Here is a 20,114-nt window from a genome sequence, read left to right as displayed (position 1 = left end):
ATGAATGCATCAGAGCATAAGGAACAGGCCAAATTTCATGATGAACTACGTCAAAGTGTGCGCAGCATATGCGCTAAATACCCAGATGAGTATTGGCGGAAATTAGACGCTGAATTAGCCTACCCTGAAGAATTTGTGGATGATATTACGAAGAATGGCTTCCTCGCAGCTCTTATTCCAGAGGAGTACGGCGGCTCAGGACTCGGAATTATGGAGGCTTCCATTATTCTGGAGGAGATTAACCGCTCTGGTGGAAACGCAGGTGCCTGCCATGCACAAATGTATACGATGGGAACACTGCTTCGTCATGGAAGTTTAGCACAAAAGCGTCAATACCTCCCTAAGATTGCCGATGGTACCCTTCGGCTGCAGGCCTTTGGGGTAACGGAGCCTAACACAGGCACGGACACGACAAAGCTTCGAACCTTTGCTGAAAGAGTCGGAGATAAATATATCGTCAATGGACAGAAGGTATTTATTTCGCGCGCAGAGCATTCTGATCTGATGATTCTCTTGGTCCGCACAACACCATTGGAGCAAGTCAAAAAGAAAACGGATGGTCTATCCGTCTTATTAGTAGATTTAAAAGAAGCAATAGGTAATGGTCTGACCATCAAACCAATCCGTACCATGATGAATCATGCAACGACAGAGCTCTTCATGGAAGACATGGAGGTTCCGGCAGAGAACTTAATCGGTGAAGAAGGAAGAGGCTTCCGCTATATACTTGATGGCATGAATGCGGAAAGAATCTTGATTGCGGCTGAGTGTATCGGAGATGGAAGATGGTTTATTGACCGAGCGGCTGATTACTCAAAGCAAAGAATAGTCTTTAATCGGCCTATTGGACAAAACCAAGGTATTCAATTTCCTATTGCCAAATCTCATATTCAAATAGAAGCGGCTGACCTTATGAGAATAAAGGCAGCGGAATTATTCGACCGAGGTGAATCATGCGGTGCTGAGGCGAATATGGCGAAATTGCTTGCGGCTGATGCCTCATGGGAAGCAGCCAATGTAGCCATGCAGACACATGGAGGTTTTGGATTCACGGAGGAATATGATATTGAACGGAAATTCAGGGAAACAAGACTTTATCAGGTTGCTCCGATATCTACAAACCTCATTTTGTCCTATGTATCGGAACATGTACTAGGCATGCCAAGATCTTATTAAACGGGAGGAAATACAATGATTTTTCCAAAAGATGTCGAGATTATTGAGGTTGGTCCGAGAGACGGCCTGCAGAATGAACCAAATCCCATTACGACTGACGAGAAGAAAGAATTGATTAATCGATTAGCTGAATCAGGCTTTAAACGAATAGAGACGGCTTCCTTTGTCCATCCAAAATGGGTGCCGCAAATGGCTGATTCCGAGGAAATAGCCGCCTACTGCAATGAGCTTGGTCTGACGTATATTGCACTAACCCCAAATATGATAGCTTTGGAGAGAGCTCTGGCTATGGATGTTCCTCAAGTTGCTGTCTTTATCGGAGCAAGCAATGAATTCAATAAACGAAATGTAAACCGGACAACAGACGAATCGCTCAAAGAGGCAGAAAGGCTGATCAAGGGAGCCAAACAGGAGGGGAAATTTGTCAGGGCTTATATTTCGATGGCTTTTAAGTGTCCATTCCAAGGCTATGTTTCCTTTGAAGAGGTTGACCGAGTTTGCAGCCGGTTCGTTGATTTAGGTGTTGATGAGGTCGACATCGGGGATACAAACGGTCAGGCTGATCCAAAGTTTGTCTATGAACGCTTTGCCAGATTAACAGATCAATATCCTGACCAGACATTTGTGGCCCATTTCCACGATACGAACAAAATGGCGCTTGCAAATGTAATCGCTTCCATGCAAGCGGGAATTACGAAGTTTGACAGCTCGGCAGGCGGGCTTGGAGGCTGTCCATATTCTCCAGGTGCTACCGGCAATATAGCCAGTGAGAGAATTGTGCACATGGTGGAGGAAATGGGCTGTGCAACAGGCATTAATCCGCTAAAACTCCGAGAAGCGGCTCGATTTGCAAAAGGGTTGTCGAGCACCCAGCTGAAGGAGGAAATAATTTGAAAAACCCTGTCATTATTGATTCTGTCCGAACGGCTGTCGGTCGAATGGGCGGTGCGTTAAAGGATGTAGAAGTAGATTATTTAGCCGCGAAGGTCATCAATGAGATTGTCGCTCGAACAGGGATTGATGCTAATACGGTCGATGAGGTCATCCTTGGACAGGCAAAGCAAAGCACGGATTCTCCTAATCTCGCGAGGCTTGCCCTATTAAGAGCAGGCCTGCCAATAGAAGTATCAGGCTACACGGTTCATCGTCAATGCGGCTCCGGGCTCCAGTCAATGAACAATGCCCATCAGCAAATCATGTGCGAGTTTGCGGATGTCATTATTGCTGGCGGTGCGGAGAGTATGAGTACGGCACCGTTTTATTTGCGGAATGCCCGCTATGGCTATGGGGCGGGAAATGGGCTGCTCCTTGACCCTAATACGGAAAGCCAGCCAAGAGCACAGCCGATGGAAACATATGGCCCTCTTACAATGGGAATGACTGCTGAAAACTTGGCTGAGCATTATCAAATATCAAGGACCGAACAAGATGAATTTGCCCTAAGGAGTCAGGAAAATGCCAAGAAGGCCATTGTGAGCGGATTATTTGAAGAGCAAATAGTTCCTTATGAGCTGAAGACAAAAACCGGAATTGTCGAGTTCAAGGTGGATGAGCATCCTCGTGAAACAACACTAGAGAAACTATCCTCTTTAACAGCTGTTTTTAAAGAGAATGGAACCGTAACTGCCGGCAACTCAAGCGGAAGAAATGACGGAGCAGGTGTCATCTTGATGATGTCTGAAGAAGCTAGTGTGAAGTATGAGCTGAAGCCAAAAGCGAGAATAATCGCCCAGGCGACTGCCGGCGTCTCTCCTGAGATCATGGGAATTGGTCCTGCTCCCTCGACAAGAAAGGCGTTGAAGCAAGCGGACCTTAAGCTTGAGGAAATCGGCTTAATTGAACTAAATGAAGCATTTGCGGCACAATCTCTTGCGGTAATCAAGGAGCTTTCCCTTGATATCGAGAAGGTAAACGTAAATGGCGGCGCTATTGCACTTGGCCATCCATTAGGCGGAACTGGAGGGGTACTTATGACGAAGCTTCTTCACGAAATGGAGCGAAGAGGAGAAAAATACGGTATGGTGACTCTATGTATCGGCGGAGGCCTCGGTATAACGACCATCATAGAAAACATGCAGGTGTAAGGGGATGACTCTCTCAAATTGGCTTAGTGAATATACGAGGCGGCAGCTTAGGGCTGACGAAGCTATTTCTGTTATCCAATCACATGATAGAGTCTTTCTTGCTCCCTTTTGCAATGAACCTCAAACACTAGTGGAAGAATTGGTCCGCCAAAAGGACCGATTCGAAGAAACCGTTCTTTATACACTCAATATCGGCAGTCCCTGTCTTTATGCAGAGCCGGAATGTCAGTCTCATTTTATCATTCATAGCTTTCTGCATTCAGCAAAGCTTCAAAAAGCCCATTCTCATAACTTCTGTGAATACCTGCCTGTAAATTTATCTCAGATTCCAATATGGCTCGAAGAAAATCCTGTTGATGCTGCGCTTATTCAAGTGACACCGCCTGATGAGCATGGCAGCTGTCATTTAGGCATTTCAGTAGATATTATCCATTCCCTCATTAAACATGCGAAGGTCGTTATCGCACAAGTGAATGAGATGCTGCCTATTACAAATGGGGATGGCACCGTTAATGTTTGCGAAATCGACTATTTTGTTTTATCTAATCGGCCAATGCTTGAAGTTCAATCAGCAGAGGGGAGAAAAGAAGAAATCATCATAGGGAAATATGTAGCTGAATTAATCCCTAATCAGGCCACTATCCAGGTAGGAGTAGGATGCCTTGCAGATCGTATTCTCAGCTCTTTAGAAGGCAAGAACCATCTTGGCATCCACTCCGGCTCCATTACAGACAAGGTTGTGGACCTTATCGAATCAGGTGTTGTGACAAATGCCTATAAAGAAATAGACCAAAACGAAACCATTTGCACAACCTTGACGGGAACGAAGAGATTATATGATTTTGCTCATCATAATGAAGCCATTCAGCTTAAAGGGGTAGAGTACACTCATAATCCGGCTGTCATTGCCCAAATCAGTCAGTTTTGCTCCATCAACTCAGCACTGGAGGTAGATCTTTTAGGCAATGTCAATGCTGAGCAGGTCGGAAAATATCCTGTCGGAGGAGTCGGCGGGCAAATGGATTTCATCATAGGTTCCCGTCTTTCGAAGGGCGGTCGTTCTATTATTGCGCTGCCTTCAACTGCCAGGGGAGGAACGGAATCAAGAATCAAGCTTACTGCCTCATCTATTACATCAGTCAAATCAGAGATTGATTTTGTTGTGACAGAATATGGGATTGCTAGTTTATTCGGGAAAACAGTTAAAGAAAGATGTACAGAACTGCTTGCGATTGTTCATCCGGCCTTCAAGGAGGATCTACAATGGCAGCTGAATCAAATAGTCTCCTGAATGAAAGTCTAAGAGATTATGTGGAAAGCCTATATATAAAATACTGTATTCAGCTATTGTGAATGATAACCAGTAAAAAATCTGAAAGGCAGTTGATTACTATGCTACAGGGAATTCGTATATTGGATTTCACGCAATATTTACCCGGCCCGCATGCCACGCACCGGCTGGCGGACATGGGAGCGGAAGTGATCAAGATAGAGGCTCCATTTGGTGACCCGGCTCGTTTCTCCTTGGATGAAAATGAACAAAGCCCGGTATTTCTTGCCCAAAATCGGAAAAAGAAAAGTGTTGTCTTAAACTTGAAGGATTCATCTGACCGGGAATCAGCGCTCGAGCTAGCACGAGAGGCAGATATACTTATTGAAGGATTCAGACCTGGTGTGGCATCACGAATCGGTATCGGATATGACGAAATCAAGCAGGTGAATCCCAAAATTATTTACTGCTCTTTGACTGGGTATGGTCAAACCGGCCCCCTCAGTCATCTTGGAGGCCATGATATCAACTATATGGCCTTAAGCGGTATGCTCGCTCAAATGAAAGACGAAAACGGCAAGCCTCATCTTCCTAGCAATACACTGGCTGATTTTATTGGGGGAATCAGTGCCAGTGAAGCGATATTAGCAGCTTTAGTGAAGAAAATGCAGACCGGGGCTGGCTCCTATATTGACCTGGCTATAACGAAATCACTGCTTCCGCTTATGTCCAATCATGTTCTAATTGAAAGTTTGACCGGTGAAAAACATGGGGTGGAGAAGTTAAACAGCGTGTTTGTTTGTTATACCCTGTACGAAACAGCTGACCATCGCTATATCTCGCTTGGAGCACTTGAGCAGAAATTCTGGCATAACTTTTGTGATGCCCTAGGACGCGAAGAATGGAAGAGCAAACAATTCTCAAAGGCCACATTCGGAGATCCAGTCTATGAAGAAATCTCCGCGGTCATTAAAGAGAAAACGCTAAAGGAATGGTCTCAATTTGCCTTTAAGGTGGATTGCTGCATGGCGCCTGTCCTTGAATCGGATGATCTTGCATCTGCGGATGGATTAAAGGAATGGAACCTGATCAGTGACAATGGCTCCTATCGTTTTATGGCCCATCAGTTTACCGGTTTGTCAGAATCAACTCGTGATACGGAACCTCCTGCTCTAGGAGCACACACAAAAGAATGCCTTAGCAAATTCACTCATGGAGGAAGTTGACTTCGTTAGGATACACAGTCGGACAGTTTCAGGTAATCAATAGGCGTTTGACGTAAATGAGAAGATATTTCAGATAGTGGTACATTTTTAGAAGAATGGTTGAAGAATATCAAATTTATACAATACCCAAGAAAGGGAGATATACATGAATTTTTCTCTAAGCGATGAACTGATTGAAATGAAGAAGTCCATACGGGATTTTATTGACCATACGGTAGATCCGCTCGCTCAGCAAATTGAACAGGATGACGAGATACCAGAGAAGATCTTGAGCATGAGCAAGGAGCTGGGGCTATTCGGACTCAGCATCCCTGAAGAATACGGCGGCATTGGGATAGATATGGTCGGTAAATGTGCCCTCTATGAAGAGATAGGGCGTACCTCGAACGGCTATACAACGGTTATTGGTGCCCATACAGGCATCGGGTCAGTGGGGATTGTTGAAATGGGAACTGAGCAGCAGAAGAAGCAGTATTTGCCGGACATGGCGCAAGGAGACCGAATCGGTGCCTTTGCCCTGACAGAGCCTAGCGCAGGTTCAAATGCAGCGGCCTTAAAAACCACCGCGGTCAAAAAAGGGGATAAGTATATCTTAAACGGCTCTAAGCATTACATCACAAACGGCCCAATTGCAGATGTGTTCACAGTTATGGCTGTCACAGACCGGGACAAAGGCGCAAAAGGGATTACGTCCTTTATCATTGAAAAGGATTTTCCTGGGTTTGTCGTCGGCAAAACAGAAGAGAAGATGGGACTGCGCGGTTCGCATTCGTCTGAAATTTTCTTTGAGGATTGTGAGGTCCCCGTTGAAAACGTGCTTGGAACAGAGGGGCTTGGCTACATAAATGCGCTGAAAATTTTGGCTAACGGACGAGCGGGGCTTGCCGCCCGAAATCTTGGCTCCTGCCAAAAGCTGCTTGAGCTTTCCACTAAATATGCACATGAGCGCGAACAGTTCGGAAAACCGATTTTTGAGCAGCAAATCATTCAGCATTATCTCGCTGAAATTGCCCTTGATACGGAAACACTCCGCTCCATGACATACAGGGTTGCCTGGATGGTTGACCAAGGGATGAATGTGATTAAGGAGGCGGCCATGGCAAAGCTCCTCGGCTCAGAAATCTATAACCGTATTGCTGACAAAGCCGTTCAAATCCATGGGGGTATTGGGTATATCAAGGAATTCCCGATTGAACGCTATTACCGTGACGCCCGCATCACGAAAATTTATGAAGGAACCTCTGAAATTCAGAAAAACATTATCGCTGCTCAGCTTCATAAGGAATATGAGAAGAACACAAGGATTACACAGGTATAAGCAATTGCTTATGATGGTCGGGTAAGCATGTGAAGGAGAATGACACATTCATTTTTAAAACGGTTCCCATGCTTGGAGCCGTTATTCTTTTGCTGAAAAAAATTCTATGTGAGATTCCCTGTCAATTATCGTGCAAAATGTTATAACTTCATTCAAAATGAAATAAATTATAACCTCAATCTGTTACTTTTTTGGAATGAACAAAGAAATGGTTCTTTTGTTATAAACGATTTAGCGTATTTGAATGATAAAATCTTAATTTTGATAGAAAACAGGATTTGAAAGAAAGGAGTAGGTGGAATGAAGGCTAAAAAAGCTGATGTTTTGCCATTCAATCAAAAACGTAAAATAACCTTATCCATTACAGTGAACGGCATTCGGTATCTTTTATTGGTGAATCCGATGGAAAAGGTCATGACTCTTTTGCGTGAAAGGCTTCTCCTTTTTGGAACTCTTGGACCTTGCGGAAGCGGTCAATGCCAAGCATGTACGGTTCTTATAGAGGGAGAAATGCTTAAATCATGTCTCCTTCTGGCACATCAAGTAAATGGGAAGTCAATCACTACCATAAAAAATGTGGCACAGAGAGAAAATGAAAATAAAAGATTCATGATAGATGAAAGGAGCATGCTAGAGATCAATCCACCACCTTCAAAGGAACATATCGAGCGGGCATTAGCTGTGACCATATCGCAGGAGCGACCAGAGCCTGCACAAAGGCTGGCTGGCTCCAGTCATGGCACTTGGCATTAAAAAATTTTTAGGAGGAAGTGATTGCATGATTCATCCTGTTACTAATCAAGAGTCTGTCATCCAACAAGATGCGAAGGAAATGCGACTGGGTAATCTTTACAAAATATATTGGTTTGTGAAGGGAATGAAGGGAAGTCGGTAACACGAGAACATGAGATGTTCATGAAGCTCAGTAAAGAATGAACTTGCTGATGATGGGTGTTTCTCCATTACGGTCCTATGTATTAATCTTACTAATTACTCCTATAAACAAATAATCAGCCGGCAATACCGGCTTGCGATTCCCCTATTGGTTAGCCAATTCTTCCCCAAGCTTCAATAAGCGTAAATCTTCCCTTCGGTTGGCCACAAAAGAGAGACCAATTGGGCATCCTTTATATTCAAAAAGAGGAATGCTCAATTGCGGGAGGCCGCATAATGATGCAATACAGGTCAACTGGAGATTTTTTGAGCGAATCTGTTTCAATTCCTCTTGAGAGGATTGAAGAGAAGGGGGACCTTGTACGGCTGTCGGGATGATAAGCAGGCTATCTTCTTGAAGAAGGTTAGTAATCATTTGTTCAATGACCGTTCTTTTTTTCCATGTTTGCTTCATTTCAAATTCCGTGATGGTCGCGGCCATTTTCATCCGGTCAGAAATCCCTGGTCCGAAGGAAGGATTCACACGCTCAACCCAATCCCCATGTTCCTGCCATACTTCATATCCCTGTATGACTCTAAAGATCTCCGGCCATTGTGAAAAGCCGGCTTTCTGCCAGTTGATAAACGTCTCTTGAAATTGATTTGAAAGAAGTGCGTTTGTCTTACCTTTCACGATTTCCACGATACTCTTATCAAGCAGGCCATTCCATATCTGCTCCGGAAAATAAATGGTCGTAAAGGGTTTCCTATTCAATTGGCGCTCTCCTAGAAAGACTTCACCAACTCTTCTTAAAACATCTGGATTTCTTGCCATCCAGCCAACTGTATCGAAGCTTTTGGCCATAGGAATGCAACCAGCTGTTGAAATGATGCCATGGCTTGGCCGGAATCCATAAATACCGCAATAGGATGCAGGAATCCGCATGGAACCGCCTGTATCTGTTCCGATGGAGAAATCCACATCTCCGCTTGCAACCGAAACAGCAGAGCCGCTTGATGAACCGCCGGGAATATGGTTTGGTGCTTTAGGATTTCTCGGTGTACCGTAATGAGCATTGATTCCATCAAGGCTGTACATTAATTCATCTGTGATCGTTATCCCTTTCATGATTGCTCCATTATTAAGCAATTTTTCTATAACAGGAGAGTGGGAAGAGGCTTTTTCATGGGTTCGCAGCCAATCTGGATTACCGGCGCTGTTCGTATGCCCCTTAACTTCAAATACATCCTTTACGGAAAAACTGAGCCCATCCAAAGGTCCTGATTTCGCTCGTTTAATGACAATTGAATTGTCCATATAAGCGTTTTGACCTCGTGTCATTTCTATTCCTCCTTTCGAAAACAAGTCGGGAGCGCTCCTACTATGGCTGCCCGTATGCTATAAAGGAATGCTTGTCTCTCAAATATAGTGATTCTTTAGGTTTAGCAAAAAAAGCTGTTCTGATACGAAAAGGAAGATCAATTGTTCGTGCAGCAAACCTATCATGCTATACTGCCAAGTGAAGAATTCTCCTATCTTCAGAATGCAAGTGTTTAATATCCTGCATAAAATCAGCCATCTCTTCATAAGAGGAGATGGCTGATGATAGAAAATTGAGGGTTTTTCCTTAGCTTTCTAATCTTGCTCATTTTTCTGTTTCGAATTGATTAGCTGCAGCTAATTTCTTTCATGAAGCACTTGTCTCTTTTTTGTAGCGGTATTTGACACTGGAATAGACAAAATGAAGATAGAAAAGAAGTATATAAGAGATTCATTTGTTTATCGGTTAATGGGAAATGAGTTGTTCAAGCTCTTTCCAATTCCACGCTTGAATATAGCCCCCATTATCGTATGCGGTATGTTTACCCTCCCTTAATCCTGATGACTTAATCGATCACCTCATTCATTCGTTGAAGAAAGGCGGGAAGCACTTTATCTTTGCTCATCTCTGTAGAAATCACGTTTTTCAACTTCATTACATGTTTTTCTTCGGACCAATTATTCTGCCTTTTGTAGTAATATGTGGTGGCTTGGTCGTAGAATAGATGAGGGAACATGAGCTCTGCACCTAATATTTCATACTGTTCCTTTGATAAAGGATTGACACGCTGGTAATCTTTTAACATTCTAAGCATTATATCAAGGTTCCATTCTGCCTCTTTCCTCATTACTTTATTGAGGATTTTACGAATATCACGGATTGGCAGATCAACAGTCAGAGAATCCATGTCAAACACATACAAATCTGAATCAGGGGTAATCAGGAGGTTATTTTCAGCATAATCCTGATGACATAAATTGATGTTTTTGTGTATGGTTTCTGCCCATGTATCATACGATTCTTTATCGAAAAGGGATAGGGAGGATTTACATTGTTTTAAGAATGTATCGACAGTTTTTAGAAAAAGACGATCGAATTCATTTAAGGATAGCGATTCTAAACGGATCTTTTTTAATTCAAGCAATCTTTTATATCGCTTCTCGTAATTGGATTTTCGTTCATCCAGCAGGAAGGAGGGATAATATCCGATTGGCGACCTAAATCCGGAGGACCCTTTATGGAAATGGCCGATACCTTCCATGATTTTTTTTAAATCATGCTTTTTTTTATAATCGGGGCTCCTCCCATGTACCGCTTCAAAAACGATATAGTACTCATCATGGACATTCGTGAAAACTTCTCCTGTCTTTGTACGAATAACCTGAGGGGTTTTCACTCCGTTTGTCCTTAAATAGTCTATGGCATGTGCCATGAACTGAATTCGGTCTTTATCCAAAGGTACTTTTTTTAAGATATACGTCCCTTTGTTCGTTCGTATTTCCCAGACAGCTTTTTTGGTTGTCTTTTTCTTCAGGGGCCGGAATTTCACCATGGTACTATTGATCGGATAGGCTGATAAGGCTAAATGGGCATTCTTTAAGGAGGTGTGACTCATTTCTTTTCCTCCCGATGCTTATGACTCTTTCTTTTATTCCGCTTCCGATCATCATTTCTTTTTCTCGTCCTCTTTCGGCCATCTGCTTTTCTTTTTTTCTTTTTCTTTTGTTTATTCATGGAATTTATGAATCGTTCGACCTGTCTCCTTGGCATGATTTCTGCCTTTTCTGCATTCATGGCTGTCAAATAAAAATTCTCTAAACGTTCATATACTTGTTCAAATCCGAAGGTGTTCTCTGCGTGTTTCCGGCCTTCTCTTGAAAGAGCGTTTGCTTTGTCCGCATTCGACAATAAATCGATAATGGCCTCTGAGAAAGCTTTCGAATTCGTGTAATCATCCAAAACGATGCCATTTAGGTTATGATGAACGACTTCAGCATTTCCTCCGCGATTGGTTGTGATGATAGGCAGGCCAGCTCCCATTGCTTCGTAGTGGACTCGTGCGAGCGGCTCCTCCCATTGAGAGCTGCAAACAAACAAATCGCCTAATAAATACATGGTAGGAATTTGAATCGGCGGAACAAAGCCAGTAAAGATTACTTTATTACTACCTAATGATTTAGCAAGACTCCTGAGCATTTTGCCATAATCATCGATGGTTTCATCGCTGAACCATTTACTCCCAACAATGACGACAACGGCATCTGGGTGAACGACAAGAACGTCCTTCATCGCCTCCAGCAGTATCTCAGGTCCTTTCACTTTGCTAAGACGACCGACAAATAAGATAACCTTTTTCCCATCAACCTTATATTTTCCTCTGAGTTCTGCTCTTAGGCTCTGAACATTCTCATCCCATATAGGGGTATATTTCATAAGGTCCATTCCAGAATAAACCGGCTGTACTTTCCCGATAGCTATCGGGAAGCGATTAGTTATCGTCTTAGCAATGAAGGCACTCACCGTCATAATTCGTTCGACCGATTGGATAACGGCCTCACCAGCTTCTTGTGTAATCTTCGTGTCCTTAAACATTTCGTTATGCAGGCTTAAGACAAAGCGGCTATTCGGCTGAGCTAATTTATAGGTCAGGACATCAAGCGGCCGATTAAATACATGGACAAGGTCATAGGAGACTCTGTCAGCGAATTTCTGAGCTAATGCATTATGAATATGACTTACATAATTCTCCTGAGGAACCCGAATATACTCAATGCCATTTTTGATTTCCGCCGGGTCAAGGTCAGGGTCAGCAATTCCAAACACCGTTACATCGTTCCGCTCGTTTAAATAGGGCAGCACACCGTCAATCAACACTTGTATAGCCCCGCCTCTAATGGGGGGGACCGGTAACTTTTCTGTACATATAAGGGCGATTTTCACGTTACGTACATCATCCTTTCTTCATGATTTTTCATCTAATCATATGGAGTCCAGTCAACCTTCGTAAATAGGATCCAATACAACTCAGAAAACGAAAGAAGATGGCATGTCCCACTAAGGTATATTTCTGACAACTCGGTTTAGCTTATGAAATTGAAGATGGGGTGGTTTTCTCATTTGCCTATACTGGCGTACATAAATTTCTTGAAAGGCACATAAAAGAAGCGATAAGAGGGTAGATAATAATCCATACCATATCCCTTTATCATCTCCGTACAGCTTCGATAGCAAATGAAGATAATCCCCTTCATTGTGCAAATGTTTTCACCAAAATTATCTATTCTATCAAAATGAATATATTTTACAAACTTACCATTTGTATACAATGTATATTAATGGTAATATTAGGATATAAAAACTTTGAAAGCGCTTGCTATGAGATGTTTACTATTCTTTTGAACTCCCTAGAATACTTACTTAATAGCGTGATAGAAGTTTCTTTTTTTACTTATCAATGCAAACGTTTTCGAAAGTTTTTAAACAAAATCATAAGGAGAGTGGCTCTATGTTAAAAAGTAAAATCGTCAAGGGAACACTATCTGGATTACTTTTATCAAGTCTTGTCTTAGCAGGATGCTCATCATCGAGCGGCGGCGATGGCGGGGATAAAACAACAGTTGAGATTTTTCAGTTCAAAGTAGAATTCAAGCAGCAGTTTGAACAGGTTGCTGAACAGTATGAAAAGGAAAATCCAGATGTAGATTTAAAAATCACGACAGTCGGCGGAGGGAATGATTATAAGTCGGCTATCACCTCCAAGTTTTCTTCCGGTGAGGAGCCTGCCATCTTCAATATCGGCGGACCGACAGATGTGAAGCAATTTAAAGACCGGTTAACTGACTTGAGTGATACAAAAGCTGCTGAAGCTGCCCTTGATGGTACGCTTGATGGTGTCACAGTTGATGGTGAAGTTCTTGGTGTGCCATATAACCAAGAGGGCTATGGTTTCATTTACAATAAACGTATTTTGAAAGAAGCCGGGATTGATGCAGCCAGCTTGACATCTTATGACAAATTAGAAGAAGCCGTTAAGAAACTAGATTCAGAGAAAGATAAATTAGACATTGATGCGGTATTCGCTTATCCGGTGAAGGAGAAATGGGTAACAGGCAACCACTTATCCAATGTATTCCTTGCGAATGAATTCGACGGTGATATCTTGAAGGCTAGTGAATCAAAGTCAATCAAGTTTGATGACGGAGAAACATTCAAGCAAATGATTGATTTGCAAAATGAATACTCTGTTCAGCCGACAACGAGTCTTGACTACTCGCAGCAAGTGGAGGAGCTTTTCTCCCTCGAGAAAGTGGCCTTCATTCAGCAAGGGAACTGGGTTTACAATACGGTTTATGAAATGGACCCTGAGTTAGCTGAAAAAGGAATCGGCATCATTCCTATTCCAAACGGTGATGAAGCGAAAATGCCTGTAGGCGTACCAAACTACTGGGCTGTAAACAGCAAAGTGGATGAAGACGTACAAGAGGAAGCAAAGAAATTCTTAGATTGGCTTTATACTTCTGATGAAGGTAAAACAGCTGTCTTAGAAGAGTTCAAGTTTATTCCAGCTTATGAAGGCTATGATACGGAAAAAATCGCCGATCCGCTTTCACAGGAAATTTACAAATATGCAGAAGCCGGAAATACGCTTGGATGGGTCTTCATGGGCTATCCGGTCGGATGGAATGAGGATCTTGGAGCAAGCGTGCAAAAATATGTCTCTGGTGATCAAACATGGGAAGAGCTTGTGAAAGAAACTCAGAAAATCTGGGAAGAAAAAGCTGATAATTAATCCTTTCATCAAATGAAGACAGCCAGCCGCTCTTAAAGCAGAGGGACGACATTCTCTTGGCTGCCGTGGCATGGCTGTCTTTTCCTCACACATTCATTATAAGGAGGGCGATTCCTATTCGAAATCGTGACTGGGCCTTTTGGCTATTCTTGACACCTGTCCTTGCTGCTCTCGTCATTGTCGTCATCATTCCGTTACTGTTCGGATTCTATTATTCTTTCACTAACTGGAATGGACTCGGGAGATTGGACTTTATTGGGTTGAAAAACTATATCAATCTATTTAATGATGATGCGTTTATAAGTGCGTTTTGGTTCACGGTTAAGTTTTCGATTGCCTCAATTGTGCTAATTAACATCATTGGCCTAGGTCTTGCTCTACTAGTGACAACCAAATTAAAATCGAGTAACTTACTCCGTACCGTATTCTTTATGCCGAACTTGATAGGCGGATTGATTCTCGGGTTCATTTGGCAGTTTATCTTCATTAAGGTGTTTGGAAGCATTGGCGATCTTTTTGGCATTGAAGCTTTAAATGGATGGCTTTCAACAACTGAGACTGGGTTTTGGGGAATGGTCATCCTGACGGCCTGGCAAATGGCTGGATATATCATGATTATCTACATTGCCTATTTGCAGGCAGTACCGGGTGATTTACTAGAAGCGGCTGAAATCGACGGGGCCAATGCATTTCAGCGATTCCGTCATATTACATTCCCGCTCGTTGCTCCAGCATTCACCGTCAGCTTATTCCTGACATTGTCCCATTCCTTTAAGATTTATGATCAAAACTTAAGTTTAACAGGAGGGGCCCCCTATAATTCAACAGAAATGGTGGCTATGAATATCATTCGTTCGGCCTTCACAGATAATGAAATGGCCTATGCGCAATCAAAGGCCGTCATCTTCTTTATCATTGTGGCGATTGTATCGCTACTGCAGGTGTACTTTAATAAGAAACGGGAGGTTGAACTATAATGAAGAGAAAGAAATGGCATTTACGCATCATTGGCGTTATCGGCATCCTGCTCGCTTTGTTATGGCTCAGCCCTTTTTACTTAATGATCGTCAACGCCTTTAAGACAAAGCGCGATATCTTTGCTGATACACTAGGCCTTCCAGGTGAATTTACGAGTGACAATTTTCTGCAAGCGTTTGAACAGCTCGATTTTCTCAGAACTTTGTTTAATTCCTTGCTGATCTCTGCCGTCAGTGTCGGGATTATTATCGTCTTTTCGGCAATGGCCGCTTATGCACTTTCAAGGAATAAGAGCAAGATGAGCTCTGTCATTTTCTTTGTCTTTGTCGCAGCCATGCTGATTCCGTTCCAATCGGTTATGATTCCGCTCATTTCTCAATTTGGCCAGTTCGGTATGCTGAACAGAGCCGGGTTGATTTTCATGTATCTTGGATTCGGATGCAGTCTGTCCATTTTCTTATATCACGGTACATTAAAGGGAATCCCTCAATCATTGGATGAGGCAGCAACCATCGATGGTGCGAACCGCTTTCAAGTATTTTGGTATATCATCTTCCCATTACTGAAGCCGATGTCCATTACGGTGGGAATATTGAATGTTATCTGGATTTGGAATGATTACCTGCTCCCATCCTTGGTGCTTGGTGAAGCAGGAACAGAAACCATTCCGCTTAAATTGTTCTATTTCTTTGGTCAATATACGAAGCAATGGCATTTGGCTCTCGCAGGTTTAACCTTATCCATTATTCCTGTCATCATTGCCTATTTCTTTGCTCAAAAACAAATTATTAAAGGAATTTCAGATGGAGCGGTTAAATAGCCGCATCAAAATAGAGGTGGGATCGTTTACATGACCGTTACGATAAAAGATGTTGCCAAAAAGGCAAATGTGGCACCCTCCACCGTGTCTCGAGTCATTGCTGACAGTCCTAGCATCAGTGATAAGACAAAAAAGAAAGTTCGGAAAGTCATGAAAGAACTTGGCTATCATTTGAATGCCAATGCCAGGAATCTCGTAACGAAGACAACGAAGACGATTGGGATTGTGTTAAAGCATTCCGCCAAATACTCCCTGCATAATCCATTCTTCCAGGAAGTCATGAGGGGAATCGGCTCTTATTGCAGGGAGGAGGGATACAGTCTCTCCATTACAACGGGAGATTCAGAGAAGGCCATTTTTGAGGATGTCATTCAGATGGTTGAAGGAAGGCAGGTTGACGGATTAGTTATTTTGTATTCACGAAAGGGAGATAAAATACTCCATTATTTGCTTAAGAAGAACTTTCCATTTGTCGTCGTCGGCCATCCAGGAAAAGACTGCAGCGGAATTACCTATGTGGATAATGATAACCAAAAGGCTGCAAAGGATTTGACAGAATTCCTTCTTCAACTTGGACATCGTCAAATCGCATTTTTTGGCGGAGCACTTGAATATGACGTCGTTCGGGATCGATTGAGGGGATACAAGGAAGCACTTAAGAGTGCTGGATTATCGTTTTCACCTGATTATATCAAGCCGCTGCCATATAGCCGCGTGGAAGGATTGACCGCTCTTGAGGAGCTGTATGCTTTACGTGAGCCACCTACTGCCTATGTGGCGCTTGATATTGATTACGCCATTATTCTGACTGGTTTGCTTTTAGGAAAGAATATGCGCATACCCGATGATGCCTCCATCGTGTGCTTCAATAATTATGAGGTTGCTGACTATACGACCCCTTCTTTAACGACAATGGATATTCATACATATGAATTGGGGATTGAAGCAGCCAAATATGTGATTGAACTCATCATGAATCCTCAAGTGATTGAAAAAAATGTGCTTATTCCGACAAGAATTATTGAGAGGGAGTCACACTCATCTATTAATCAAGGGAAGCCTGCTGAAGATGTGCTTATGCACTGATTAGCAGGCTTTTTTCTATCTTATGTAGAATTATTTAAAGGAAAGAAAGAATCTCTAAGCTAGCAATCATCCAATTAGGCTAATTTCCTCGATAAATTTTCCCAGGCAAATGCGCCATTTAGATGTTTTAATCCATTAATTGGAGGATAAATGTTTAGAAAGTCTCATAGTCTGAGGTGTACGATGAATAAATTATCTGTAGAGAAAGAAATCAGCAGTTATATTGGCCGTCTCTTGCGGGAGAATTTCGGCCGGGGTCCGGGTCATGTATTGGCTACATGGTCCCATCCGTTCCTCTCCGTTCATTTATCAAATTTCCTTTCCCCCATGGAGAAATCCTTAATGGCCAACAATAAAAGCATCTATGTTCATAAAACGAGGGATCTCATGATGGAAACGCTTATGAAAGACATAACGTCCTACATTGAGCTAACGCTCAATCAAACGGTTTCCGAATTTAATTATGACTGGAATCTTGACCATATGACAGGGATGTTTATCATCCGCATGAAGGGTCATGATTGTGAAATTGTTCCATATCCAAATAAAGAGAAGGTGGAGGAGGTCATGATTGAGGTCAGCGCAATCGCTCAAAAGGAGCCTGAATCCATCTATTCTCACTTGCTGAACAAAAGACAGTTGATTCTTGTCAGAAAAGGCATACTGATCAATATCGAGAAAGAATTTATCAAGCTGGGCTTTAAGGAGAATTTAATGATTGCCAAACGAAATCTTGAGAAGAGACTTCTCAAAGAACGCAGAAGGGATTTTGAAGCCCACTTGAACAAAAAAGTGATTGATGAATTCACCTTCTGGAATTTTGAAAGAGATTCAAGTTATATTATTTTCATTTTGGAAGCATAAGAGAATCGACCTATTGGGAAAATTATTGTCACATTGAAAAGCAATCTGGATAATGGTATGATAAGGATATTAAGCGAATAATAGGAAATCTGATCGCAATGAGTGGGCATGGAACCAATCATAAGTCAGAGAAGGATGTTTTACACACCTTTTCTGACTTTTTTTATTGGTTTTGTGAAAGCAAATCATGAAAGGAGGAAGCCGATATTAATAAAACCGAGTATTCCCAGAAAGAAAAGGAGTTGTTGACCAGTATTGAAAGATACAAAAAACAACAATCAATATTAAATCATTCAAAGAATAAGCCTAATATGATTTTACGAATTGAGCTGGAGCTTTATATTGAGAATATAGCAACCTATTTAAATGTGGATTATAAGAAGGAGCGGAAGCCAACGAACACAATCTATCGTTTTTGCATGGAGGACAGGGAACTGCAAGTGAAAGTACTTTATCGATACGGGACCTTTTATACAAGGCATCAGGCCCTTCTCCCTGAGTAAAGAGGAAAAAATGGCTATTCGCAGTATAAATTTTCAAACAATTCACATATCTTATTGACCGTATTTTAGCATGTAGCTATACTTATAGCAATGACAGCATATAGAAAATGTACATAGAGGTCATAGGAAGGGCTGGACATTAGATATGGACCACGAAGTAATTATTATTGGAGCAGGACTTGCCGGTCTTGTTGCGGCATGCGAGATAGCAAGGGCAGGAAAGAAGGTTCTGCTGTTAGATCAAGAGCCTGAGACCAATATGGGTGGACAAGCCTGGTGGTCTTTCGGCGGTCTCTTTCTTGTTGATTCACCCGAACAGCGCAGGCTCGGTATTCATGATTCTAAGGCACTTGCCTGGCAGGACTGGCAAGGCTCGGCCGGATATGACCGTGAGGAAGATGATTGGGGAATGAAATGGGCAAAAGCCTATATTGAATTTGCGGCAGGAGAGAAACGTCAATGGCTCCATGAATTAGGCATCCGTTTCTTCCCGATTGTCGGATGGGCTGAAAGAGGCGGCCATTTAGCAAACGGACATGGCAATTCTGTCCCCCGCTTTCATATCGTTTGGGGTACTGGTCCGGCTATCGTTGCCCCATTCGAACATCAGGTGCGTCAATACATGGATAGAGGGTTAATCGATTACAAGCCGAGACATCGTGTCGATCAATTGCTGACGGATAAGGGACGGGTCGGCGGGGTCAGTGGTGCCATATTAGCACCGAGCTCGTCAAAGCGGGGTGAACCGAGCAACCGAACTGTCGTTGGTGGATTCGACTATAGCGGACATGCCATCCTCATTGCAAGCGGAGGGATTGGCGGCAATCATGAATTAGTCCGTAAAAACTGGCCAAAACGCCTGGGAAAAGCGCCGCAAAAGATGATCTCCGGTGTACCCGCCCATGTTGATGGAAGAATGCTAGCGATAGCGGAACAGGCAGGAGGCCGTATCGTCAACCGGGACCGCATGTGGCATTATACAGAGGGAATTCATAACTGGAACTCTATTTGGGATAATCATGGGATTCGTATATTGCCTGGTCCTTCTTCGATGTGGTTTGATGCAAAAGGAAAGCGTTTTCCTTTGCCGGGTTTGCCAGGGTTCGATACTTTAGGAACGCTTGAGTTGATTCAAAGTACTGGATATGACTACTCATGGTTTATTCTGACACAAAGTATTATTGAGAAGGAATTCGCTTTATCTGGATCGGAACAAAATCCAGATTTAACGGATAAGTCAATTGCAAAAATCCTGAAACGAGTATTACCGGGACCACCAGAGCCTATTCAGTCGTTTTTAGACCATGGAGAGGATTTCATCATTAAGCATTCATTAGAGGAGCTTGTTAATGGCATGAATGAGCTTACAGGAGAAGACTTAATCAATCTTGACGATATTCGCACACAAATCGAAGCCCGTGATCGTGATTTAGAGAATTCCTTCGGCAAGGATTTGCAGCTTGCCGCCATTAGGAGCTCTCGAAAGTTTATGGGTGATAAATTAATCAGGGTAGCAAAGCCACATAAGCTGCTCGATCCGAAGAATGGCCCTCTCATAGCTGTAAGGCTGCATATCGTCAGCAGAAAGACGCTGGGCGGACTACAAACGGATTTAAATGGCCAGGTGCTGGATATGAATCAACAGCTGATTCCAGGCCTGTATGCCGCTGGAGAAGCATCCGGATTCGGCGGCGGTGGAATACATGGGTATCGTTCGCTTGAAGGAACCTTTCTAGGGGGATGTCTATTTACGGGACGAACCGCGGGACATGCGATAAGCAAGCTATGATTCATTCCATAAAGGA

General features: G+C 42.8%; 17 protein-coding genes. 14 read left to right on the top strand and 3 right to left on the bottom strand.

The features are described from left to right. The 7 genes from ACY8DX_RS10925 to ACY8DX_RS10895 all read left to right on the top strand — a co-directional run bounded on the left by ACY8DX_RS10925 (nt 1) and on the right by ACY8DX_RS10895 (nt 7,827). Nucleotides 1–1,176 carry an acyl-CoA dehydrogenase family protein gene (locus ACY8DX_RS10925; protein WP_439802012.1) on the top strand — a complete coding sequence of 392 codons (1,176 nt, stop codon included), beginning with the start codon at nt 1–3 and terminating at the stop codon, nt 1,174–1,176. Nucleotides 1,177–1,191: 15 nt separating this feature from the next. Further along, nucleotides 1,192–2,070, top strand: coding sequence for a hydroxymethylglutaryl-CoA lyase (locus ACY8DX_RS10920; RefSeq protein ID WP_462405115.1), 879 nt, complete (start codon nt 1,192–1,194; stop codon nt 2,068–2,070). Then, nucleotides 2,067–3,260 (top strand): thiolase family protein, encoded by a 1,194-nt coding sequence (locus tag ACY8DX_RS10915; RefSeq protein ID WP_462405114.1) that lies wholly within the window; start codon nt 2,067–2,069, stop codon nt 3,258–3,260. The genes ACY8DX_RS10920 and ACY8DX_RS10915 overlap by 4 nt, the downstream gene beginning before the upstream one ends. 4 nt (nt 3,261–3,264) lie before the next feature. Continuing rightward, on the top strand, nt 3,265–4,551 hold the full coding sequence (locus tag ACY8DX_RS10910) for an acetyl-CoA hydrolase/transferase family protein (RefSeq protein ID WP_462405113.1): 1,287 nt from the start codon (nt 3,265–3,267) through the stop codon (nt 4,549–4,551). Between the two features lie 101 nt (nt 4,552–4,652). Next, the gene (locus ACY8DX_RS10905) at nt 4,653–5,756 is read left to right on the top strand and encodes a CaiB/BaiF CoA transferase family protein (RefSeq protein WP_462405112.1); all 1,104 of its coding nucleotides are present in this window, start codon (nt 4,653–4,655) and stop codon (nt 5,754–5,756) included. Between the two features lie 145 nt (nt 5,757–5,901). Beyond that, a complete protein-coding gene (locus ACY8DX_RS10900; protein WP_462405111.1) occupies nt 5,902–7,074 on the top strand; it encodes an acyl-CoA dehydrogenase family protein in 1,173 nt (390 codons plus the stop codon). Between the two features lie 300 nt (nt 7,075–7,374). Continuing rightward, on the top strand, nt 7,375–7,827 hold the full coding sequence (locus ACY8DX_RS10895; protein WP_462405110.1) for a (2Fe-2S)-binding protein: 453 nt from the start codon (nt 7,375–7,377) through the stop codon (nt 7,825–7,827). A gap of 286 nt (nt 7,828–8,113) precedes the next feature. Here ACY8DX_RS10895 and ACY8DX_RS10890 read toward each other — a convergent pair whose 3' ends face one another. From ACY8DX_RS10890 to ACY8DX_RS10880, 3 genes are all read right to left on the bottom strand, one after another. Then, a complete protein-coding gene (locus tag ACY8DX_RS10890) occupies nt 8,114–9,289 on the bottom strand; it encodes an amidase (RefSeq protein ID WP_462405109.1) in 1,176 nt (391 codons plus the stop codon). Between the two features lie 545 nt (nt 9,290–9,834). Next, entirely contained in the window at nt 9,835–10,884 is a 1,050-nt protein-coding gene (locus tag ACY8DX_RS10885) for a CotS family spore coat protein (RefSeq protein ID WP_462405108.1), read from the bottom strand. Further along, the gene (locus ACY8DX_RS10880) at nt 10,881–12,143 is read right to left on the bottom strand and encodes a glycosyltransferase family 4 protein (RefSeq protein ID WP_462405107.1); all 1,263 of its coding nucleotides are present in this window, start codon (nt 12,141–12,143) and stop codon (nt 10,881–10,883) included. Before ACY8DX_RS10880 ends, ACY8DX_RS10885 begins: the two co-directional genes overlap by 4 nt. A 631-nt stretch (nt 12,144–12,774) precedes the next feature. On the opposite strand from ACY8DX_RS10880, the gene ACY8DX_RS10875 reads away from it, so the two are divergent. The 7 genes from ACY8DX_RS10875 (at nt 12,775) to ACY8DX_RS10845 (ending at nt 20,098) form a co-directional block, all read left to right on the top strand. Further along, nucleotides 12,775–14,058 (top strand): ABC transporter substrate-binding protein, encoded by a 1,284-nt coding sequence (locus tag ACY8DX_RS10875; protein WP_462405106.1) that lies wholly within the window; start codon nt 12,775–12,777, stop codon nt 14,056–14,058. Nucleotides 14,059–14,174: 116 nt separating this feature from the next. Then, nucleotides 14,175–15,035 (top strand): carbohydrate ABC transporter permease, encoded by an 861-nt coding sequence (locus ACY8DX_RS10870; RefSeq protein WP_049672885.1) that lies wholly within the window; start codon nt 14,175–14,177, stop codon nt 15,033–15,035. Continuing rightward, a complete protein-coding gene (locus ACY8DX_RS10865; protein ID WP_049670909.1) occupies nt 15,035–15,856 on the top strand; it encodes a carbohydrate ABC transporter permease in 822 nt (273 codons plus the stop codon). Before ACY8DX_RS10870 ends, ACY8DX_RS10865 begins: the two co-directional genes overlap by 1 nt. A 30-nt stretch (nt 15,857–15,886) precedes the next feature. Further along, nucleotides 15,887–16,942, top strand: coding sequence for a LacI family DNA-binding transcriptional regulator (locus tag ACY8DX_RS10860; RefSeq protein WP_462405105.1), 1,056 nt, complete (start codon nt 15,887–15,889; stop codon nt 16,940–16,942). A 183-nt stretch (nt 16,943–17,125) separates the two neighbouring features. After that, a complete protein-coding gene (locus tag ACY8DX_RS10855) occupies nt 17,126–17,806 on the top strand; it encodes a Na-translocating system protein MpsC family protein (protein WP_049670911.1) in 681 nt (226 codons plus the stop codon). A gap of 245 nt (nt 17,807–18,051) precedes the next feature. Further along, on the top strand, nt 18,052–18,309 hold the full coding sequence (locus ACY8DX_RS10850; protein ID WP_049670912.1) for a hypothetical protein: 258 nt from the start codon (nt 18,052–18,054) through the stop codon (nt 18,307–18,309). 145 nt (nt 18,310–18,454) lie between these two features. Then, a complete protein-coding gene (locus tag ACY8DX_RS10845) occupies nt 18,455–20,098 on the top strand; it encodes an FAD-binding dehydrogenase (protein WP_462406873.1) in 1,644 nt (547 codons plus the stop codon). Nucleotides 20,099–20,114: the final 16 nt, after the last annotated feature.

This window comes from Gracilibacillus sp. Marseille-QA3620 (genome assembly GCF_054950035.1).
This window is presented reverse-complemented; position numbering and strand designations above follow the sequence as displayed.